We start from the raw sequence: 20,227 nt of genomic DNA on the forward strand, positions 1-20,227 counted from the left end.
TGACTCTTAGAATTCCTAATTGATCTTGCACATAAAATAAGAATAAGCTATTAATTCGTTTCATAGGCATATTCTTATACACATTCTTACAAAAAGCTCACTAGCTACTTCATTATGGCACAAATACAATCTTTTATTCTGTATAAAGATCATATTTGTTAATAACTATTGTGCTGATTACTGATTGCTGTAGGGGCATGTAAAAGCATACAAATATATGCAAGTGGTATATAAGTTCAATCCATCGTGAAAAAAATTTGTATTATTCTTCTTTTTCGGCGTTTTAGGGGCATTTGAATGATCTTTTCTCTATTCCTATTCTTTCTAAAAAAAATACAAATATAACGATGCTGATATTACTTGTAATTATTTTCACAACAAACAAAAAGGCCGCTGGATAAGCGGCCTTTTTGTTTGTTGTCACTATTCTTCTCTTCTATGAGTCAGTTTAGCTTCTCGAATCATTTCCATTAGGCGATTCCAGCAGCGGCCAACCGCTTTGGGGTCATGCTTTTTCGCGGTTCTATCTGGTGCCGGGTTCATCTTCAATGTAGATGGTACTATGACAGCTTCAGACGGAGGTACTGTGTTTCGTGCCAGCGTTGTACTAGCCCTTGAGTTATTCATCTGGCCGTGAGAAACCGACTTCGTGTCGCTGTAAGTTGCTCGTTTGGTTGCTGATTGAGCTAACACGTCAACTACAGGCGCCGATGTCAATGATCCTGTAATACATAAACTAACCGCCAAGCGGCTTAAAATGACGAAGGTTGCTAAGGTTTGCATGAGGAACAGCCAATTAATATTGTTGCGCTTGTTTGTAATTGTTATCCTGCTTTACACATCCTGTTTTGCGTACTTGAACAATTGTAAAAGGTCTCACCCTTTAGTTTAAGACGATATTCCTTTATAATAGTAAATCATCAAGTAGTTGACAAAACTAACGAAACTAGCATTATAATAGTATATTTTAGAATACAACTAAGGTAAAATTTCGTGGTCGTCTATTAATAGCGTATGACTGCCGAGGCAACTATCGATCAATCAAATTGTTTAAGATTTATACATGAAAGAGTACTAAGATTTTCATACGGTATGTATATTGCCCCGTTTTTTGAAAAGTAATACGTTCCACTTATTCATGTTCACCTTTCCGTTTTGGTTACGGGTGCTATCCGCACTCAGTCTTAGTCTTGCTCTGTCCACTGCATTTGGTCAGACCCCTGCCGTTCAGGCGCCATCTATTAAGTTCGGTAAAATTGATCCTGGTCAATTCGTTAACACAGCTACCGACTCAACAGCCGAAGCTGTCGTCCTTTATGATTTAGGCGATGTGCGGTTTGAGGTTAGTAACAACGAAATATGGACAGTATTTACCCACCACATCCGTACATTGATTCGGAAAAAGTCGGGTTATGAGCGGGCTACACTTTCGTTGGGAGCCCGACGCACAAAAGCGGGAAAGCACGAAGTCGTCAGCAGTATAGATGGATACACGTATAACCTGGTTGACGGGGTGGTTAAAGTTGACCGGCTGAACAAATCAGGTCGCTTCACGGAACGAGTATCCGACGCTTATCTTCTGGAGAAATATACGTTACCAAACGTACGCGAAGGGTCTATTATTGACTATCAATATACCATTCGTACACCATTCAGTGTGTCCCATAGCCCGCGAACGTGGCGATTCCAACGCGATATACCGGTTAACTGGAGCGAGTATCGAATTGCTATCCCAGATTATTTTTACTACAAGATGATCATGGGCGGATATCTTTCACTAGCCCTTAACGAACGTAAAACCCGGGAAGACCGTCTCCTGCCGGGCTACGACGGTTCGGCTTCTATCTATCGCTTTGCGGTTAAGAATGCTCCTGCCTTTCGGGATGAGGCATACATCACAACCGACGAGGATTATTTATCGAAGATTGACTTTGAGCTGGCCAGCTACACTTTCCCGACACAACCTACCCAGAACTTTTCGCTGGATTGGGACTCACTCGACAAAACTTTGCTTGCTGACTCTGACTTCGGACGACAATATAACCGAGCTTCTTTCTTACGCGAAACGGCCAAGTCAATTCTGGATCAGCACAAAGATTCTCTGGCTCGGATAACGGCGGCTTATAATTTCGTTCGACAGTCGATCAAGTGGACTGGCGAATCGGCTTTCTCGTGCGAAAGTTTGAAGAAAGTTTTTGACAACAAGAAAGGTGATGCAGGCGATATCAATCTACTACTCGTTGCCCTGTTACGTGAGATGGACGTAGATGCGAATCCAGTCATCTTGAGTACGCGAGATCATGGTCGAATCAGCGAGGCTTACGCATTAATCAAACGCTTTAATTACGTGGTTGCGCATGTCAGCATAGGAGGTAAAGACATGTTACTGGATGCTACTGATCCTTATTTGAAGCCGGGGGTGTTGCCCATTCATTGCCTGAACGGAATGGGTCGACTTATCAGTGCTACGGGTTCCCGCTTTATTCCTTTAACTCCGGTTGATCGGGAGAGCGAAGTTCATTCGGGACGCTTTTCGATTAGTGAAGACGGCAATATGGTTGGTACGCTGGATCACGTAAAAGGTGGTTACGATTCCTGGCGCGCCCGAAAGGGATTTGCTACGCAGGGCCAGGCGAAATATTTGGACGATATCCGAAAAGAACATTCGAATTGGCAGATCGACAAAGCGATCTTTACAAATGCCAGTCCAATGGACGATTCGTTTAAAGCAACATATACACTAACGATTCCGGAAGCCTGCTCTCAGGCTGGTGATCGCCTGTACTTCCGGCCAATGCTCACTGAAGGTCGTTCGAATAATCCCTTTAAGGAGCCAAAACGGCTTTACCCAGTTGATCTGGCCGTTCCTATGGACGAAACTTACTCCGCGGTCTACACACTTCCTAAAGGATTCGAAGTAGAAGAATTACCGAAAACAGCCTCCCTCACTTTACCTAATAATGGAGGTAGATTCATTTATCAGATAGCCCTTCTTCCTGACAATCAATTGCAGGTTGTTAGTCGATTCTCCCTGCGTCAGCCGGCTTACTCAGCTGATGACTATCCGGCGCTACGAGAACTGTTCAATCTGGTTGTGGCTAAACACGCGGAGCAGGTTGTATTGAAGCGTACTACGTTGGCTGAGAAGAAGTAATTCGATACAGGAAATGAAACGGTATTTATTACTACTAGGCCTCTGTTGCCAGACCGCGCTGGCGCAGATCGACTATAGAGCCACTTCGATTCCGGCCGCTTTACTAGAAAACGCGCATGGTGTGGTGCGGCATCACGAAACAACGTTTACAGTCCGATCCGTTGGCGAGGCTGTGCAGCGAACGCATAATGTTATTACGGTATTAGACCAGGAAGGCGACGAACACGCTACCATGACAGTTCCCTACGATAAACTGTCAAAAGTCACGAGTTTTGAGGGAGCGCTGTATGACGCAAATGGGCAATTGATCAAGAAGCTAAAAAAGGCAGACATTGAGGATTATAGCACTTATACAGACTACAATCTTTTTGATGACCAACGTATTAAAGCGGCTCGTTTCCCCAAACAACCGACATACCCCTATACGGTTGAATTTATCGTTGAGACCAGCGAGCGTAATCTGATGTTCTATCCAACCTGGATACCACAACGTGAAGAACATTTGGCTGTCGAGCGGGCTCTATTTACTGTGACAATGCCTCCATCCATGACGTTACGGTACAAGGAAACGAACTTACCTGGATCAGTCGCGGCTAAACCCACTGTGGAGGGCGGCAAACAATATACCTGGCAGGTAACGAATCTTGCGGCCATTGAACTGGAGCTGTTTTCTCCGCCCGGCCGAGAACAACTTCCAATTGTGTACACAGCCCCAGCCGAGTTTGAGGTTCAGACTTACAAAGGGACGCTAACCTCCTGGAACGATCTGGCGCTGTTTTATCATAAGCTCAACGCTGAACGGGATCAGATTCCGGAAACACTGCGTAAACAGGTTTTAGAGCTAACGGCGGGAGAAAAAACAACCGCCGGAAAAGTACAGAAGCTATATCGTTTCCTGCAGGATCACACCCGTTACGTTAGTGTCCAGCTGGGCATTGGCGGCTGGCAGACAATCGAAGCTAGTCAGGTAGCAAACAGCAAATATGGTGACTGCAAAGCGTTGACGAATTACATGGCCGCGCTACTGAAAACGGCAGGTGTGACAGCTTACCCAGCGTTAGTTCGGGCAGGAAACAACACCCCGGATGCGCTGACAGATTTTCCGAGCTTTCAATTTAACCATGTCATTCTTTGTGTCCCCGATGGCCGTGATACGACTTTTCTAGAGTGTACAAGCGGTCATGGAACGGCGGGTTACGTTGGCGACTTTACTGGCAATCGCCATGTTCTGCTGATTACTCCATCAGGAGGAAAACTTGTCAAAACGCCCGCTTACCAAGCTTCCGAGAACCGTCAGCAACGGCGTATCCTGGTTAGTGTTACTGATCAGGGCGATGCCACTGCCGATGTGCACAGCCGATACAGTGGCTTGCAACAGGATGATTATGTACAGCCAATCCACCAGATGAGCCAGGATGACCAGCGAAACTGGCTTTTGAAACGTATTTCCATTCCCGCTTTTGACTTAACGACCTATTCACTGGCGGAACAGCCCGGTTCAGTTCCAATTGTTACCGAAACCATGAATCTTGCGGTCCGTCGCTGGGCAACGACCAGTGGTTCCCGGTTATTTCTGCCACTTAACCTGTTATCGGCGCTACCATCCGTTGCTCCGCTGACAAAGGACCGTAGGACGCCACTTGATCTCGGAACTGCTTATGAATTTGAGGATAGCGACACCATCACGTATCAATTACCCAAAGGCTATGCGCCGGAATACCAGCTAGCCCCCCTCACGATTGAATCAAAATTCGGACGTTATTCTACCCAGGTCAGTATGGTAGGTGAACGCCTGATATACGTTCGTCACCTAACTATGCACCAAGGGCGTTATCCAGCATCAGCTTACAACGAGTGGGTTGATTTCCGAAAGAAGATCGCTAAAGCGGACCGGGCACAAATGGTATTCGTGAAAAGTAATTAAGTCCACTTACGCACAAAGTTGCCTGATTAACGGCGGTACTAGGTACTGAACGACGGTTGCCCGCTGGAAACTGTTATCTTTGTGGTATTGTTAGGAATACACTATGTTCGAGAATCTTCAGGATAAGCTTAATAAGGCCATCAAAACCCTAAAGGGACAGGGCCGCATTACTGAAATTAACGTTGCCTCAACCATCAAAGAGGTACGTCGTGCCCTGACGGATGCCGACGTAAACTACAAGGTAGCTAAAGAAATTACTGATCGTATCCGTGAAAAGGCCATCGATCGTAAAGTACTGATTTCGGTTGAGCCAGGCCAACTCTTCGTTAAGATCGTACAGGAGGAACTGACCGAGTTAATGGGTGGCGAAGCGCAGGGGATCAACATTAAAGGGGATCCCGCTGTCATTCTGATTGCTGGTCTGCAAGGATCGGGAAAAACAACGTTCTCGGGCAAACTGGCTGCATATCTGAAAAAGCAGGGACGTAACGTTTTGCTCGTTGCGGATGATCTATATCGTCCAGCTGCTATTGATCAGTTGAAAGTACTCGGTGAACAGGTTGGCGTAGAAGTTTATTCGGAACCTGACAGCAAAGATGCGGTCAGTATTGCGAGAAACGCCGTCGAACATGGTCGTAAGACGGGCAAACGCGTCGTGATCGTTGATACCGCTGGTCGTCTGGCGGTGGACGAAGCAATGATGCAGGAGATTGAGGCTGTCAAAAAAGCTATCAATCCAAGCGAGACCCTGTTTGTCGTGGACTCCATGACAGGACAGGACGCCGTCAACACAGCCAAAACATTCAACGACCGGCTCAATTTTGATGGTGTTGTCTTGACCAAATTAGACGGCGACGCTCGGGGTGGTGCTGCACTATCGATCAAAACGGTCGTGAGCAAGCCGATCAAGTTTATCAGTACGGGCGAAAAAATGGAAGCGCTCGACGTCTTCTACCCCGACCGGATGGCTAGCCGGATTCTGGGTATGGGCGACGTAATTTCGCTGGTTGAGCGGGCACAGCAGGCCTTTGACGAGGAAGAAGCGCAGCGCATCAACGCCAAGATGCGAAAGAACCAGTTCGACTTTGACGACTTCCTTTCGCAACTCCAGCAGATCAAAAAGATGGGTAACGTCAAAGATCTGCTCGGCATGATCCCGGGAATGGGTAAGATGGTGAAAGATCTCGACATCGATAACGATTCGTTCAAGCCGATCGAAGCCATCATTAGCTCGATGACGCCCAAAGAGCGCAGCAAGCCCGAACTTATTGACGGAAGCCGTAAAAAACGCATCGCGGCTGGTAGCGGTACGAGCATTCAGCAGGTCAACAACTTGCTGAAGCAGTTCGACGAAATGCGAAAAATGATGAAGAAAATGAATACAATGCAGGCATCCGGCAAACTAAATAAGCTTATGAAGTAAGCTGGCTGTTCTAATTTCAGCGATACGTAAAAAGCTGGATAGTGTACACTATTCAGCTTTTTCTATTTTCGTGTCTCCCCTCTCCCATCGGAATGAAACAATTTATACTTCTGCTTTTCTTCCCAATCGTTACGTTCGCCCAATCAGCTTATCTACTCAAGCCCGACCGTGTTTTCGACGGAGAGCATGTACACGAAGGCTGGGTAGTTCGAACAAACGGTGACAAGATTGAAGCCGTCGGACCAGCCGGTTCGGTTTCCGCTACGGGTGCTACGGTGCTGGAACTGAAAGGTACTACGTTACTGCCGGGCCTGATCGAAGGTCACTCGCATTTGCTGCTTCATCCGTACAACGAAACCTCCTGGGATGATCAGGTGCTGCGCGAGCCTCGCTCGTTACGTGTCTCGCGGGCAACCGTTCATGCCCAACGTACTTTGTTGGCGGGATTTACTACCGTTCGTGATCTCGGTACCGAGGGCGCTGACTACGACGATGTAGGTATTAAGCAGGCCATTAACCAGGGGATTATTCCTGGTCCGAGAATGATCGTTGTGACGCGGGCGCTGATTGCATCGGGCAGCTACGGCCCGAAAGGATTTAGTCCTGATCTTGATGTGCCGCAAGGAGCCGAAGAGGCCGATGGGCAGGATGCACTGATTCGTGCCGTTCGTCGACAGATTGGCAAGGGTGCCGACGCCATCAAAATTTATGCTGACTACCGCTGGGGCCTTATGGCCGAGGCTAAACCAACCTTTACACTGGACGAGCTAAAACTCATTGTTGACGTAGCTAAGAGCAGCGGCCGGGGTGTAGTAGCTCATGCCAGCACAGCTGAAGGTATGCGCCGGGCAATTCTCGCAGGTTGCGAGACAGTAGAACACGGTGACGCCGGAACGCCGGAAATCTTTGCTTTGATGAAACAGTACGGTACGGCTCTTTGCCCTACTTTGGCGGCAGGCGATGCCGTGAGTCAGTACCGCGGTTGGAAGAAAGGCCAGGAACCGGAACCAGAACGTATCAAACAGAAACGCATTACATTCAGGCAAGCGCTGGACGCAGGAGTCACTATCTGTGCTGGAGGTGACGTAGGCGTATTTTCACATGGCGATAATGCGCGCGAACTGGCGATGATGGTTGATTACGGGATGAAACCTTTGGATGTTTTACGTTCGGCGACGGCGACCAATGCTGACGTATTTCATGTAAACGACCGGGGCCGTATCAAGCCAGGTTTGTTGGCCGATTTAGTTGTTGTGGGTGGAGATCCTACTAAGCAAATTGAAGCGATCCGATCGCAGGCCGTGAAGTTGGTTTTGAAGGGAGGACAATTGTACGAACCCACAACGACTCGCTAAACGCATCAACAGACGTAAATTATTTTCCCGTTAATTAATTTCTAAAATATAGCGTTAGACAGACTTTATAGCACTCGTAATAGTACTAACAGGGGTTTTTTACCCCGCTTTCGTCTGTTATTGGGCTTTTTGGACTAACTTTCGCCTTTTAGTGCATTCAACTGCCTATTCTTTATCACAGCATATTCTCTACCCATTTTTTTGTATGGCAAACGCTGCTGAATTAACCGTCGATGGTAAATCGTATTCGTTTCCAACCTTAGAAGGAAGCGAGCACGAGAAAGCCTTCGATATCTCTAGCCTTCGCGATCAGACAGGTTACGTTACTCTTGACCGGGGGTATAAAAACACCGGCGCTACCAAAAGTGCAATCACGTTCCTGAATGGCGAAGAAGGAATCCTGCGGTACCGCGGCTATTCGATTGAAGATTTAGCTGCCAAAGCATCCTTCTTGGAGGTGGCTTATCTGCTCATTTACGGTGAATTGCCAACTCAGGAACAGTTTTCCGAATTCGAAAACGCCATTCGTCGTCACACGCTTGTGAACGAGGGCATGCGGAAAATGCTGGAGGGTTTCCCCATCAATGCGCATCCAATGAGTGTACTGTCATCATTGGTGAGCGGAATGAGCGCTTTTTATCCGGATTCTTACGAAGGCACGACTGATACGTCGGACCGGGACATTATCCGGTTAATGGCGAAACTACCAACCATTGCCACCTGGTCGTATAAACGCTCACTGGGTCACCCGATCAACTACCCTCAGAACCACCTCGATTATATTCAGAATTTTCTGCATATGATGTTTGCGCTGCCGGTAGAAGAGTACAAAATCGATCCGGTCATCACCGAAGCGTTGAACATTCTTCTGATTCTGCACGCTGATCATGAGCAAAACTGTTCGACCTCAACGGTACGGCTGGTAGGCTCATCGCAGGCTAATCTGTACTCGTCAATATCAGCGGGTATCAGCGCTCTTTGGGGTCCACTGCATGGTGGTGCCAATCAGGAGGTGATCGAGATGTTGGAAGAAATTAAAGCCGGTGGTGGTGATGTAGCGAAATACGTGGATATGGCGAAGAACGCGAAAACAACAGGCTTCCGGTTGTTTGGCTTCGGTCACCGCGTGTATAAAAACTTCGATCCCCGCGCTAAAATCATCAAGAAAGCTGCCGACGATGTTCTGAGCAAGCTTGGCGTGAACGATCCCGTATTGGAAATCGCCAAAGGTCTGGAAGAAGCTGCGCTGAACGATGAATATTTCATCTCGCGTAAACTTTACCCGAACGTTGATTTCTATTCGGGTATCATCTACCGGGCGCTGGGTATTCCAACGAACATGTTCACGGTGATGTTCGCTATTGGTCGTCTTCCGGGCTGGATTGCCCAGTGGAAAGAAATGCGCGAAACGAAAGAGCCGATCGGCCGCCCCCGTCAGATTTACGTTGGCTCGGAACTACGGGAGTTCGTTTCAATGGAAAATCGCTAGGCGTTAATACATCAGCTTATAAAAAAAGGTCAGGATGTGAATCCTGACCTTTTTTTATCTTTTTGTCATTCCAGCGGAACAAGGGATGATAAAAACCAGTACTAATCTTCGATTTCACCTTCGTCGTCAGCCTCGGTACCGGCCAGGACGGGATCAAGGAGCGCATTTTCGTCCTCACTGATTTTCGCCCGAATTTTGCCTTCGATTTCAGCCATCAGCTCTGGATTGTCGAGCAACAGTTCTTTCACTGCATCACGACCCTGCGCCAGCCGGCTTGCACCGTACGAGAACCAGGAACCGGATTTCTTAACAATCTCCATTTCGACTGCCAGGTCAAGGATTTCACCTACTTTCGAAATACCCTGTCCGTACATGATGTCAAACTCGACAACTTTGAACGGAGCTGCCAATTTGTTTTTTACGACCTTCACTTTCGTGCGGTTACCGATTACGTTATCAGCACCTTCTTTGATCTGGCCAATACGGCGGATATCCAGTCGTACGGACGCGTAAAATTTCAGAGCGTTACCGCCGGTTGTCGTTTCAGGGTTACCGAACATCACACCAATCTTCTCACGAAGCTGGTTGATGAAAATGCAGCAGCAGCCTGTTTTGTTAATCGTACCGGTCAGTTTACGTAGCGCCTGCGACATCAAACGAGCCTGCAAGCCCATCTTACTCTCGCCCATTTCGCCTTCGATCTCAGCTTTAGGCACCAACGCAGCAACGGAGTCAATAACGATAATATCGATAGCACCTGAGCTGATCAGATGCTCGGCAATTTCAAGGGCCTGCTCGCCGTTGTCAGGCTGAGAGATCAGCAGGTTTTTGGTATCAATGCCAAGTTTCTCAGCATAGACCCGGTCGAATGCGTGTTCAGCATCAATGAAAGCTGCCAGACCGCCCGCTTTTTGCGCTTCGGCGATGCAGTGCATCGTCAGCGTAGTTTTACCCGACGATTCAGGACCGTAAATTTCAACGACACGTCCCCGAGGCATACCACCGATCCCTAGTGCCAGGTCCAGCCCCAGCGAACCAGTTGAAATAACTGGAACGTCCACAACTTTGCTTTCGCTAAGCCGCATTACGGTACCTTTCCCGAATGCTTTATCTAGTTTTTCAATGGTAGTCTGGAGAGCCTTTAGTTTATTGTCAGTAGCAGATGCTGTGGCTTGCGCCGTATCCGATTTTGCCATGTTAGGATGGTTGTTTAAGCATTTAAAATTACCCAAAATTGGCCGCATTTCCAAACGCTTATTGCAAATAATCAACCCCTTTGGCCCACTACTCACTAGCGTTTCACCGAACGCCAAGAACAACAAACAAACACCTGTTTATCAGTACATTATAATACAGAACAAGAACTTATTCCGATTACGTCTCCCACAAAAAAAGAAGGAAAACCGAAGAATTTACCATTTCGGCTTATTCCTCCTTTCCCTTCCCTATTTTTTACCCCCAGAATCGGGTTTTAAAGCTACAATACTGAGTCGGCGGGCATCTGTTCCTGCGGGGCTGGCGTAGGCTGCGTGGCTGGTGGCTGCATCGGTTGGTTGCCAGGATATGCCGATTGATTCCCGTTTTGTTGTGGATAGACTGGTCCCAGTTCCTCGACATTGGTGATGTAGTATTTCGTCTCACCGTTCCACGGGAATTTAATGATCTTCTCTTCGTAATGAAGCGTTACCCGCTGCCCCGTTTTGACAGCATCGGTGATTTTATTGGCTACCTCGTCGTCCTTCACCGAGAAATCGAAATACTGCGGTGTCAGCGAACCGGTCTCACCCGAAAAGCCACCCACATTCAGCACTCCTTCGTACGTCTTAAAAATAAATCCGCGACGACTGAATTTGGATATGGTCCCGGCGCGTTCGCCATCGCTGTAGCTCCAGCCTGATAGACCGTAGAAGATACCGAAAACAATGAGTAAGAAAAGTAAGAAGTAGAGAATACCTCGCATGGCGGTGGTTGATTTAAGAACAATTTCTGTCGTCGCAAATAGACAACTTTTTCGAACGACTTCCGTTTAGAACGCCCCTCCGCGTGAATTGTTTCTGGGTAGCAGCCGGGGAAACGCGTCTTTTCCATTTTGCTGACTGAACTTTTGCCCTGTATTTCGTTACTTTGCCCTCGGTAAGCCAACCAGCCTAATGGCTTGGTAGTCACAACCCAAAATTTGGCTTTTCGTTGTTAACCCCTTTTTATCTCTGCAATGAGTACCATCCAAAGCATTCATGCCAGACAAATTCTGGATTCGCGTGGTAACCCAACGGTTGAAGTAGACGTTCGTACCGAAAACGGCTTTCTGGGCCGGGCCGCTGTGCCATCAGGAGCCTCTACGGGTACCCACGAAGCTGTTGAGCTCCGCGACGATGACTCGAGCGTGTACGTCGGTAAAGGCGTTCTGAAAGCCGTTTCAAACGTTAACGAACTGATTTTCCCGGAACTGGCAGGCATTTCAGTTTTTGACCAGAGCCTGATCGACAAAATCATGCTCGAACTGGACGGTACGCCAAACAAAGGCCGGCTGGGCGCTAACGCCATTCTGGGCGTATCGCTGGCCGCATCGAAAGCTGCTGCGCAGGAAGCAGGCCTGTCCCTGTACCGCTACATCGGTGGCGTTAATGCTAACACCCTGCCCGTTCCGATGATGAACATTCTGAACGGTGGCTCGCACGCTGATAATTCCATCGATTTCCAGGAATTCATGGTAATGCCTGCTAACGCAGCGACGTTCTCGGATGCGTTACGTATGGGTACCGAGATTTTCCATACGCTCAAAGGTGTCTTGAAAAAGATGGGCCTGGCTACCAACGTAGGTGACGAAGGTGGTTTTGCGCCAAACATCAAATCGAACGAAGAAGCTATCCAAACGATTATCCAGGCTATTGAGAAAGCGGGTTACCGCCCAGGCGAAGACGTTTGGATTGCGATGGATGCCGCTTCATCGGAGTTCTATAATGCCAACGAAGGTGTTTACCACTTCAAAAAATCGACAGGCGACAAGCTGACCTCGTCGGAGATGGCAAATTACTGGAAAGAGTGGGCTAACAAATACCCAATCCTGTCGATCGAAGACGGTATGGCCGAGGACGACTGGAATGGCTGGAAGCTGCACACCGACGCGCTGAAAGGCAAGAAAGTTCAGTTGGTTGGTGATGACCTGTTCGTAACGAACGTAACGCGTCTGCAAGAAGGTATCGATAAAGGCATTGCCAACGCAATCCTGGTGAAAGTAAACCAGATCGGTTCGCTGACCGAAACGATCGATGCGGTTAACCTGGCAACACGTAACTCGTACAAAAGTGTTATGTCGCACCGTTCGGGCGAAACCGAAGATGCAACCATCGCTGACCTGGCCGTAGCACTGAATACAGGCCAGATCAAAACGGGTTCGGCTTCGCGGTCAGATCGGATGGCTAAGTACAACCAATTACTGCGTATCGAGGAAGAACTGGGCGAAACCGCTTACTTTCCCGGCCTGAAGTTTTAGGTTTTGGGCGAAAGGCTTGGGGCATGGGATTTAGGGGATATCACCCGAGAGTCCTTCACCCCAAGCCCAAAACCCCACTCCCTTCGCATATTTTCTACCCCTATGCTTCCTAAACGCTTCCGTTTCCTACAGAATTTTTACGTAGCAACCAGCCTGGGTTTGCTCGTCTGGATGACGTTTATCGATGCCAACGATCTGCCCATGCAGGTTCGCAACTGGTGGAAGCTTCGCGAGCTGGATCGCGAAATCACATTTTACAGAGACCAGATTAAGACAGTACAAACCGAACGACGTGAGGTGTTAGGCAACGACCAGCTCCGGGAAAAATACGCCCGGGAGAAGTACCTGATGAAAAAGCCAACTGAAGACGTTTTCGTAGTGGTTGACGAACATAATGAACCGCTCGAGAAGTAAGTCACACTCAGGCTGCTTTTGTACGTGGCTGGTTTGCGATACGTCCTCGAAACTCACCAAGCCGAATGATCCGTGTTCTTTTCGTTTGCTACGGTAATATTTGCCGATCACCCGTTGCCGAAGGTGTATTTCGTACGTTAGTTGCCGAAGCCGGACTTAGTGACCAGATTGAATGTGATTCGGCGGGTACTGCCTCTTTTCACCTTGGTCAGCTCCCTGACCGGCGAACCCGGGAGAATGCGCTGGAACATGGGATAACGCTTACCCACCGGGCTCGCCGTTTACTAGGTGAAGACCTTGCCCAGTTTACTTACTTCGTGGCGATGGATGAAAAGAACCTTGAAGCCATCGAAAAACTCAATTACCGCAGTACAGGTCTGCATACGGCCGATACGATTTTTCTGCTCCGTGAGTTCGATCCGCAAGTAAGCGATGAACCTAACGTACCCGACCCCTATTACGAAGGCCCGGAGGTATTCGAAGAGGTCTATCAAATTGTCCTTCGCTGCTGCCAGCAATTATTAGTGTATATAAAGAGAGAAAGAACGAAAGAGTGAAAGAGCACTTTCTCCGACGGAAACGCTCTTTCACTCTTTCTCTCCGCTTCGGCGGTCCGATTTCACTCGTTGAAACTTATGAACAAAAAAGTCATTCTCATCATTCTGGACGGCTGGGGTATCCCACTAAAGCCTGAAGTATCGGCCATTGAGGCCGCTAGTACGCCGTTTATGCGGTCGTTGTACCCCAAGTATCCGCACAGCACGCTAGAGGCTTCCGGTTTAGCTGTGGGATTACCAGCCGGGCAGATGGGCAACTCCGAAGTTGGCCACATGAATCTTGGCGCAGGTCGGGTTGTCTACCAAGATCTGGTCAAGGTCAATCAGGCTGTTATCGAACATACGCTGGAGAAAGAACCTGTCTTAGCGGATGCACTAGCTTACGCGAAAGCTCAGGGCAAGAAAGTACACTTTATTGGGCTGGTATCAGACGGCGGTGTACACGCGCATATTGATCATCTTAAGGGATTACTATCGATTGCGCATGACAACGGCCTGACGGACGTATACGTGCATGCCTTTACCGACGGACGTGACACCGATCCAAAAGGTGGCGTTGGCTATCTGACCAATCTGGAGCAACACATGCGTATTACGACCGGGAAGATTGCCAGTGTAGTAGGTCGTTATTACGCCATGGACCGCGACAATCGCTGGGAACGGGTCAAAGTAGCTTACGATGCCATGGTACACGGTGAAGGGCTGCAAGTTTCGCCCGCTGGCATCATCGGTGCGCTCCAGAATTCGTACGACAACGACGTAACGGATGAGTTCGTTAAGCCAATCATTGCCGTCAACGAAAATGGCTCGCCAGTGGCTGTCATCGAAGAAGGCGACGTCGTCCTTTGTTTTAACTTCCGTACCGACCGGGGCCGCGAAATCACGCAGGCACTGACCCAGAAGGATTTCCCGGAAGTGGGCATGAAAAAACTGTCATTGTACTACATTACGATGACGAACTACGACAGTGAGTTCACGGGCGTAAAAGTCATTTACGATAAGGACAACCTGAATAATACGTTAGGTGAAGTAATTGCTGGCGCAGGACGTAAACAAATCCGGATTGCCGAAACAGAGAAATATCCGCACGTTACGTTCTTTTTCTCGGGTGGCCGCGAAGAACCTTTTGCCGGCGAAAAACGCCTGTTGTGCCCATCCCCCAAAGAAATGACGGTGTATGATGAGCAAGGGAATGCGATTATCGTACCCGTAAAAACGTATGATCAGAAACCTGAAATGTCAGCCTTCGATATTCGGGACGCCATCATTCCAGAAATTGAGAAAGAAGAAGTCGACTTTATCTGCCTCAACTTCGCTAACACTGACATGGTAGGCCATACGGGCGTGTTCGAAGCGGTAATAAAAGCGGCTGAAACCGCCGATGCCTGCGCTCAGGCCGTGACAGAAGCTGCGCTTGCCCACGGTTACGCAACAATCATTATCGCTGATCATGGCAATGCAGAGTTCATGCAGAACGAAGATGGATCACCTAACACGGCGCACACAACTAATCTGGTTCCCTGCATTCTGGTTGACAACGATTATCATCCTGAACTAAACGACGGTAAACTCGCCGACATCGCTCCTACAATTCTTCAGTTGCTGGGCGTTCCCCAACCCGCCGAGATGACAGGCGTAAGTTTGATTAAGGGATAAGCGTTACGTATATCTCATCGACTCTTCACCAAAAAGGCCGCCCCGAGATTCGGAGCGGCCTTTTTGGTGCTATAAAAAAGCGAAAGCATTACACTTACATATCGAACAGAATACGAGCGGGATCTTCCAGAATCTGTTTCACACGAACCAGGAAGCTAACCGACTCTTTACCGTCGATGGTCCGGTGGTCGTACGACAGTGCCAGATACATCATCGGGCGGATAACCACTTCACCATTGATGGCAACCGGCCGCTCGATGATGTTGTGCATACCCAGAATAGCCGACTGTGGCGCATTGATGATCGGCGTCGACAGCATCGACCCAAACGTACCACCGTTAGTGATCGTGAACGTACCACCGGTCATCTGATCGATGGTCAGCTTGTTATCACGAGCCAGTCCAGCCAGTCGACCAATTTCTTTTTCGATCTGCGCGAAGCTCATTTGCTCGGCATTCCGAATGATCGGCACGACAAGACCACGGTCCGTTGATACGGCAATTGAGATGTCACAGAAGTCGTTGAAGACCATCGAGTCACCATCAATCTGCGCGTTTACGGCTGGGAAGTCTTTCAGCGCTACGCAAACTGCCTTTGTGAAAAACGACATGAAGCCAAGGCCCACACCGTGCTTCTCCTTGAATTTATCTTTGAACTTGTTCCGCAAATCCATGATCGGCTTCATGTCTACCTCGTTGAAGGTAGTCAGCATGGCCGTTTCATTTTTCACCGCTACCAGACGACGAGCGATGGTGCGACGCAGCGAGGTCATTTTCTCACGACGCTGACCACGTTCGCCCGAAGCCGCTGGAGCTGGTTGTGGTGCCGGAGCAGCTTTAGCCGGGGCGGGCTGCGCTGGGGCTGGTGCGGCTGCCGGAGCAGGTGCCGATGGCTGGGTAGCCTTCATCGCATCTTCCTTAGTGATCCGTCCACCAACGCCAGTACCTGGAATGTCCTGCGACGAAATTCCTTTTTCGCTAAGAATCTTGGCAGCAGCAGGCGATGCGTGATGAGCCGCGTAGCCGCTTCCGTTTTGGCTAGCGCCATTCGAGCCGTTGTTAGCTGGTTGTGCCACAGCCGGTGCTGGCTGAGCCGGAGCAGCTGCTTGGGCTGACGAAGCACCTACTTCGATCTTCGCAATCAGCGCACCGATCGGCAGAGTTTCGCCTGCCTGCGCCACGATACGTAACGTACCGGCTGCTTCGGCAGGTAGCTCAAACGTAGCTTTATCCGACTCCAGTTCACAGAGGACTTCGTCCAGTGCGACCTGATCACCGTCTTTTTTATTCCATGAAGCAATCGTCACTTCCGTTACTGACTCCCCTACCGCTGGTACCTTCATTTCGATAACGCTGGTACTGGCGGCTGGCGCTGGTGCCGGCGCAGCTTCCACAGGAGCAGGTGTTTCGGCGGCTGGTGCTTCAGTTTTGGCTGGCTCGGGCGCCGGAGCGGCTCCGCTACCATCCGTATCAATGCTGCAGATGCTGGCACCAATGGGCAGGACATCTCCCTCCTGAGCCAGAATATGCAGTGTTCCGTCCGCTTCGGCTGTTAGTTCAAAGGTTGCTTTGTCTGAGTCGAGTCCGCACAGGACATCGTCCATCTTTACCTGGTCACCTTCTTTCTTGTACCAGGTACCAACCGTCACCTCGGTAATGGATTCCCCTACGGCGGGGATTTTCATGTCAACAGCCATATTTTCAGAGTAGATATACAGGTTACCCGGTTGATTGTGTACCGACGTATCAGTGCACAGTCAACCGGGCTGAATTGGTTTTTAGTTATTCGAACGCTCTCCGGACAATGTCAGCTTGCTCCTGCGTGTGCATTTTGGCGTAGCCAGTAGCGGGCGAAGCAGCAGCTTTGCGGGCAATAATCGGAAGATTCATGCCAACCCGCAACAGGTATGTCCAATAACCCATGTTTTCGGGCTCTTCCTGTACCCAGAACACCTTCGCATTTTTGTACTGTTCCAGAACGGCATCCAGTTGCTTCTTCGGCAGTGGAGCTACTTGTTCCAGCCGGACAATGGCTACGTCGTCACGCTGATCGGCCTGTTGTTTTTCCAGCAGATCGTAATAGATCTTCCCTGTGCAAAGTAGTACGCGTTTTACCTTCTTCGCTTGTGCGTAGTTATCACCCAGCACTTCCTGGAAACTACCGCTGGTTAACTCTTCCAACGGCGATACGCACTTGGGATGACGTAACAGCGATTTCGGCGACATCACCACCAGCGGCTTCCGGAACTGCCACGCCAACTGACGACGCATCAGGTGGAAGAAATTGGCTGGTGTCGTTACGTTCGCCACGATCATATTGTACTCAGCATAGAGCTGCAGGTAGCGCTCAGGGCGGGCATTTGAGTGCTCTGGCCCTTGGCCTTCGTAGCCGTGTGGCAATAGCATCGTTACGCCGTTCATGATACCCCACTTCGACTCGGCAGCGGCAATAAACTGATCGATGATCAGCTGAGCACCATTCGAGAAATCTCCGAACTGGGCTTCCCAGATAACCAGCGCGTGTGGGTTGGCCATGGCATAGCCATATTCGAAGCCTAGTACGCCGTATTCTGACAGAAGCGAGTTATAAACCTGAAACTTCGCCTGGCCCTCTTTGATGTGGTCCAGCGATGAGTAATTCTGGTTTGTTTCGACATCGTGCAGCACGGCATGACGGTGCGAGAATGTTCCTCGCTGTACGTCCTGTCCGCTTAGCCGAACTGGTTTGTTTTCCAGCAGCAGTGAGCCGTAAGCCAGCAATTCAGCCGTGCCCCAGTTCACCATTTTGGTATCGTTGAGCATCGTCTGCCGGTCTTTCAGCAGTTTGTCGATCTGCTTCAGCGGTTTAAATCCTTCAGGAAGCGTTACCATTGCTTTACCAACCGTATCGATTACTTCCTGCGACACACCTGTCTCCGGAGATTTATCGAAATCCTGCGGCTCAGCGAAACGCAGTTCAGACCAGTCGCGGTCAAGCCGGAGCGGTTTGTACGGGATTTCAGCTTTCTGTTTCACTTTATCAAGCCGGTCCTGCAGCTGCTTTTTGAACTCGCTATCCATTCGTTTAGCTAGTTCAGCATCTACGTCGCCCCGCTCGATTAACAGTTTGTTGTACAGTTCGCGTGGGTTGTCGTGCTTATCGATGATGTTGTACATCGTCGGCTGCGTGAACTTCGGTTCGTCCGACTCGTTGTGACCATACCGACGGTAGCAGACCATGTCGATAAATACATCCCGTTTGAATTTCTCCCGGAACTCGACGGCTAGCTTCGAGCAGAAAACGACCGCTTCCGGATCATCCCCGTTCACGTGGAAGATCGGCGCGTCAATGATTTTAGCAATGTCCGAGCAATAGATCGACGAGCGGGCGTCATCGAAATCGGTGGTGAAACCAACTTGGTTGTTGATCACAAAATGAACTGTGCCGCCGGTTTGATAGCCGGGTAGCTTGGCCATCTGCGTCACTTCGTAAACAATACCCTGTCCGGCTACGGCAGCGTCACCGTGAATCAGAATCGGTAGAATCTTGGTGAAGTCACCCGAATATTCTTCATCGGCCTGCGCCCGTACGAATCCTTCGACTACGGGATTTACCGCTTCCAAGTGCGACGGGTTAGGAGCTAGTTTCAGGCTAACTTTCTTACCTGCTTTGGTTTCAATTAAGCTTGAATAGCCAAGGTGGTATTTTACGTCACCATCGCCGTGCGCTTCCTGCGGAATATTACCCTCAAAACCATCAAAGATGGCTTCGTACGATTTCCCTAAAATGTTAGTCAGCACGTTCAGACGACCGCGGTGGGCCATTCCGATCATCACTTCCTCAACGCCGAAATCAGCGGCATGACTGATGATGGCGTCCAGGGCCGGAATAGTTGACTCTCCCCCTTCGAGCGAGAAGCGCTTCTGACCCAGGTATTTTGTTGCCAGGAAGTTTTCGAAAACGGTGGCTTCGTTCAGCTTTTCGAGAATACGCTTTTTCTCATCTGCTGCTGGTGAGAAGGTCAGGGCTTCTTTCTCAATTTTGTTCCGTAGCCAGTTTTTTACGTCCAGCTCCCGGATGTACATATACTCAAAGCCAATGTTACCCGAGTATATTTTCTTGAGCGAATCCATGATGGTCCGCAGCGTAGCGGGTCCAATTCCCAGCAGCTTGCCCGATTCGAACACCGTATCCAGATCTGCATCCGACAAGGCGTAATCAGGCAGGTCAACTCGTGGCTGGCGGTCTTTACGTTCCCGCAGTGGGTTGGTTTTGGCCAGCAGGTGGCCCCGCGACCGATAGGCTTTGATCAGGCTGGCAACAGAAACTTCTTTCTCAGCGTGGCTGGCGTTTGGCTTGGCCGATGCCGTCTGGCCATTGCCATTTGGTGTTGCACCGTTGGTCCCATTGGCGGTTTCGCCGTAGGTGAGGGAAAATTCAAATCCCTTAAAAAATTGCTGCCAGCTCTCGTCAACGGCTTGAGGATCTTGCTTGTATGCCTGATAGAGTTGATCTACGTAGGCCGCATCGGAATTGGCTATGTATGAATACTGGTCCATGACGGGGGCGCGTCGTTGTTTTAAACCGCAAAGGTAGCTTATCAGTCAAACACTTGACCGCAAAATTTAGGGTTTTTATCCTATTCTGCTTGGGTTGCGACGTCCTTCTTTATACAACAGCGCAAACGGCGGTTTAGTTGAGCTTGTAGTCAATCGGTTAAATAGCCCAGTTGTGTTCATTTGAATAAGTAGATTTTGTCAGTTTTCTCCCCTCTGCGCTACCA

Annotated in this window: 13 protein-coding genes; 9 read left to right on the forward strand and 4 right to left on the reverse strand. The window is 49.3% G+C overall.

Features of this window, described 5'->3' with window-relative positions; all coding sequences use genetic code 11:
• Positions 1 to 1,138: 1,138 nt before the first annotated feature.
• From ACYVAD_RS02530 to ACYVAD_RS02550, 5 genes are all read left to right on the forward strand, one after another.
• Positions 1,139 to 3,154, forward strand: a complete 2,016-nt coding sequence (locus ACYVAD_RS02530) for a transglutaminase domain-containing protein (protein ID WP_461137890.1) — start codon at positions 1,139 to 1,141, stop codon at positions 3,152 to 3,154.
• A gap of 13 nt (positions 3,155 to 3,167) precedes the next feature.
• Positions 3,168 to 5,078 carry a DUF3857 domain-containing transglutaminase family protein gene (locus ACYVAD_RS02535; protein ID WP_461137891.1) on the forward strand — a complete coding sequence of 637 codons (1,911 nt, stop codon included), beginning with the start codon at positions 3,168 to 3,170 and terminating at the stop codon, positions 5,076 to 5,078.
• A 103-nt stretch (positions 5,079 to 5,181) separates the two neighbouring features.
• Positions 5,182 to 6,501 carry a signal recognition particle protein gene (gene ffh / locus ACYVAD_RS02540; RefSeq protein WP_461137892.1) on the forward strand — a complete coding sequence of 440 codons (1,320 nt, stop codon included), beginning with the start codon at positions 5,182 to 5,184 and terminating at the stop codon, positions 6,499 to 6,501.
• Between the two features lie 92 nt (positions 6,502 to 6,593).
• Positions 6,594 to 7,856, forward strand: a complete 1,263-nt coding sequence (locus ACYVAD_RS02545) for a metal-dependent hydrolase family protein (RefSeq protein ID WP_461137893.1) — start codon at positions 6,594 to 6,596, stop codon at positions 7,854 to 7,856.
• A 205-nt stretch (positions 7,857 to 8,061) separates the two neighbouring features.
• Entirely contained in the window at positions 8,062 to 9,345 is a 1,284-nt protein-coding gene (locus ACYVAD_RS02550) for a citrate synthase (protein WP_461137894.1), read from the forward strand.
• 101 nt (positions 9,346 to 9,446) lie between these two features.
• Here ACYVAD_RS02550 and recA read toward each other — a convergent pair whose 3' ends face one another.
• Together recA and ACYVAD_RS02560 are read right to left on the reverse strand one after the other, a co-directional pair.
• Positions 9,447 to 10,541 (reverse strand): recombinase RecA, encoded by a 1,095-nt coding sequence (gene recA, locus ACYVAD_RS02555; RefSeq protein WP_461137895.1) that lies wholly within the window; start codon positions 10,539 to 10,541, stop codon positions 9,447 to 9,449.
• A gap of 281 nt (positions 10,542 to 10,822) precedes the next feature.
• Positions 10,823 to 11,305: a hypothetical protein gene (locus ACYVAD_RS02560; RefSeq protein ID WP_461137896.1), complete on the reverse strand. Its 483-nt coding sequence runs from the start codon at positions 11,303 to 11,305 to the stop codon at positions 10,823 to 10,825.
• Positions 11,306 to 11,557: 252 nt separating this feature from the next.
• Between ACYVAD_RS02560 and eno the strand changes: the two genes are divergently transcribed.
• From eno to gpmI, 4 genes are all read left to right on the forward strand, one after another.
• Positions 11,558 to 12,838: a phosphopyruvate hydratase gene (eno, locus tag ACYVAD_RS02565; protein WP_461137897.1), complete on the forward strand. Its 1,281-nt coding sequence runs from the start codon at positions 11,558 to 11,560 to the stop codon at positions 12,836 to 12,838.
• Between the two features lie 102 nt (positions 12,839 to 12,940).
• Positions 12,941 to 13,252, forward strand: a complete 312-nt coding sequence (locus tag ACYVAD_RS02570; protein ID WP_461137898.1) for an FtsB family cell division protein — start codon at positions 12,941 to 12,943, stop codon at positions 13,250 to 13,252.
• Between the two features lie 65 nt (positions 13,253 to 13,317).
• Positions 13,318 to 13,809, forward strand: a complete 492-nt coding sequence (locus ACYVAD_RS02575; RefSeq protein WP_461137899.1) for a low molecular weight protein-tyrosine-phosphatase — start codon at positions 13,318 to 13,320, stop codon at positions 13,807 to 13,809.
• A 78-nt stretch (positions 13,810 to 13,887) separates the two neighbouring features.
• Positions 13,888 to 15,465, forward strand: coding sequence for a 2,3-bisphosphoglycerate-independent phosphoglycerate mutase (gpmI, locus tag ACYVAD_RS02580; protein WP_461137900.1), 1,578 nt, complete (start codon positions 13,888 to 13,890; stop codon positions 15,463 to 15,465).
• A gap of 94 nt (positions 15,466 to 15,559) precedes the next feature.
• Here the strand turns inward: gpmI and odhB are convergent, their stop codons facing one another.
• Positions 15,560 to 17,161 carry a 2-oxoglutarate dehydrogenase complex dihydrolipoyllysine-residue succinyltransferase gene (odhB, locus tag ACYVAD_RS02585; protein ID WP_461137901.1) on the reverse strand — a complete coding sequence of 534 codons (1,602 nt, stop codon included), beginning with the start codon at positions 17,159 to 17,161 and terminating at the stop codon, positions 15,560 to 15,562.
• Positions 17,162 to 17,246: 85 nt separating this feature from the next.
• Entirely contained in the window at positions 17,247 to 20,003 is a 2,757-nt protein-coding gene (locus ACYVAD_RS02590; protein ID WP_461137902.1) for a 2-oxoglutarate dehydrogenase E1 component, read from the reverse strand.
• Positions 20,004 to 20,227: the final 224 nt, after the last annotated feature.

The organism is Spirosoma pomorum (genome assembly GCF_054776615.1).

What these genes read in the sequence shown, in the direction of transcription:
- ACYVAD_RS02530 (WP_461137890.1), top strand. Translation starts at nt 1,139, where the DNA reads ATGTTCACCTTTCCGTTTTGGTTACGGGTGCTATCCGCACTCAGTCTT.
- ACYVAD_RS02535 (WP_461137891.1), top strand. Translation starts at nt 3,168, where the DNA reads ATGAAACGGTATTTATTACTACTAGGCCTCTGTTGCCAGACCGCGCTG.
- ffh (WP_461137892.1), top strand. Translation starts at nt 5,182, where the DNA reads ATGTTCGAGAATCTTCAGGATAAGCTTAATAAGGCCATCAAAACCCTA.
- ACYVAD_RS02545 (WP_461137893.1), top strand. Translation starts at nt 6,594, where the DNA reads ATGAAACAATTTATACTTCTGCTTTTCTTCCCAATCGTTACGTTCGCC.
- ACYVAD_RS02550 (WP_461137894.1), top strand. Translation starts at nt 8,062, where the DNA reads ATGGCAAACGCTGCTGAATTAACCGTCGATGGTAAATCGTATTCGTTT.
- recA (WP_461137895.1), bottom strand. Translation starts at nt 10,541, where the DNA reads ATGGCAAAATCGGATACGGCGCAAGCCACAGCATCTGCTACTGACAAT.
- ACYVAD_RS02560 (WP_461137896.1), bottom strand. Translation starts at nt 11,305, where the DNA reads ATGCGAGGTATTCTCTACTTCTTACTTTTCTTACTCATTGTTTTCGGT.
- eno (WP_461137897.1), top strand. Translation starts at nt 11,558, where the DNA reads ATGAGTACCATCCAAAGCATTCATGCCAGACAAATTCTGGATTCGCGT.
- ACYVAD_RS02570 (WP_461137898.1), top strand. Translation starts at nt 12,941, where the DNA reads ATGCTTCCTAAACGCTTCCGTTTCCTACAGAATTTTTACGTAGCAACC.
- ACYVAD_RS02575 (WP_461137899.1), top strand. Translation starts at nt 13,318, where the DNA reads ATGATCCGTGTTCTTTTCGTTTGCTACGGTAATATTTGCCGATCACCC.
- gpmI (WP_461137900.1), top strand. Translation starts at nt 13,888, where the DNA reads ATGAACAAAAAAGTCATTCTCATCATTCTGGACGGCTGGGGTATCCCA.
- odhB (WP_461137901.1), bottom strand. Translation starts at nt 17,161, where the DNA reads ATGGCTGTTGACATGAAAATCCCCGCCGTAGGGGAATCCATTACCGAG.
- ACYVAD_RS02590 (WP_461137902.1), bottom strand. Translation starts at nt 20,003, where the DNA reads ATGGACCAGTATTCATACATAGCCAATTCCGATGCGGCCTACGTAGAT.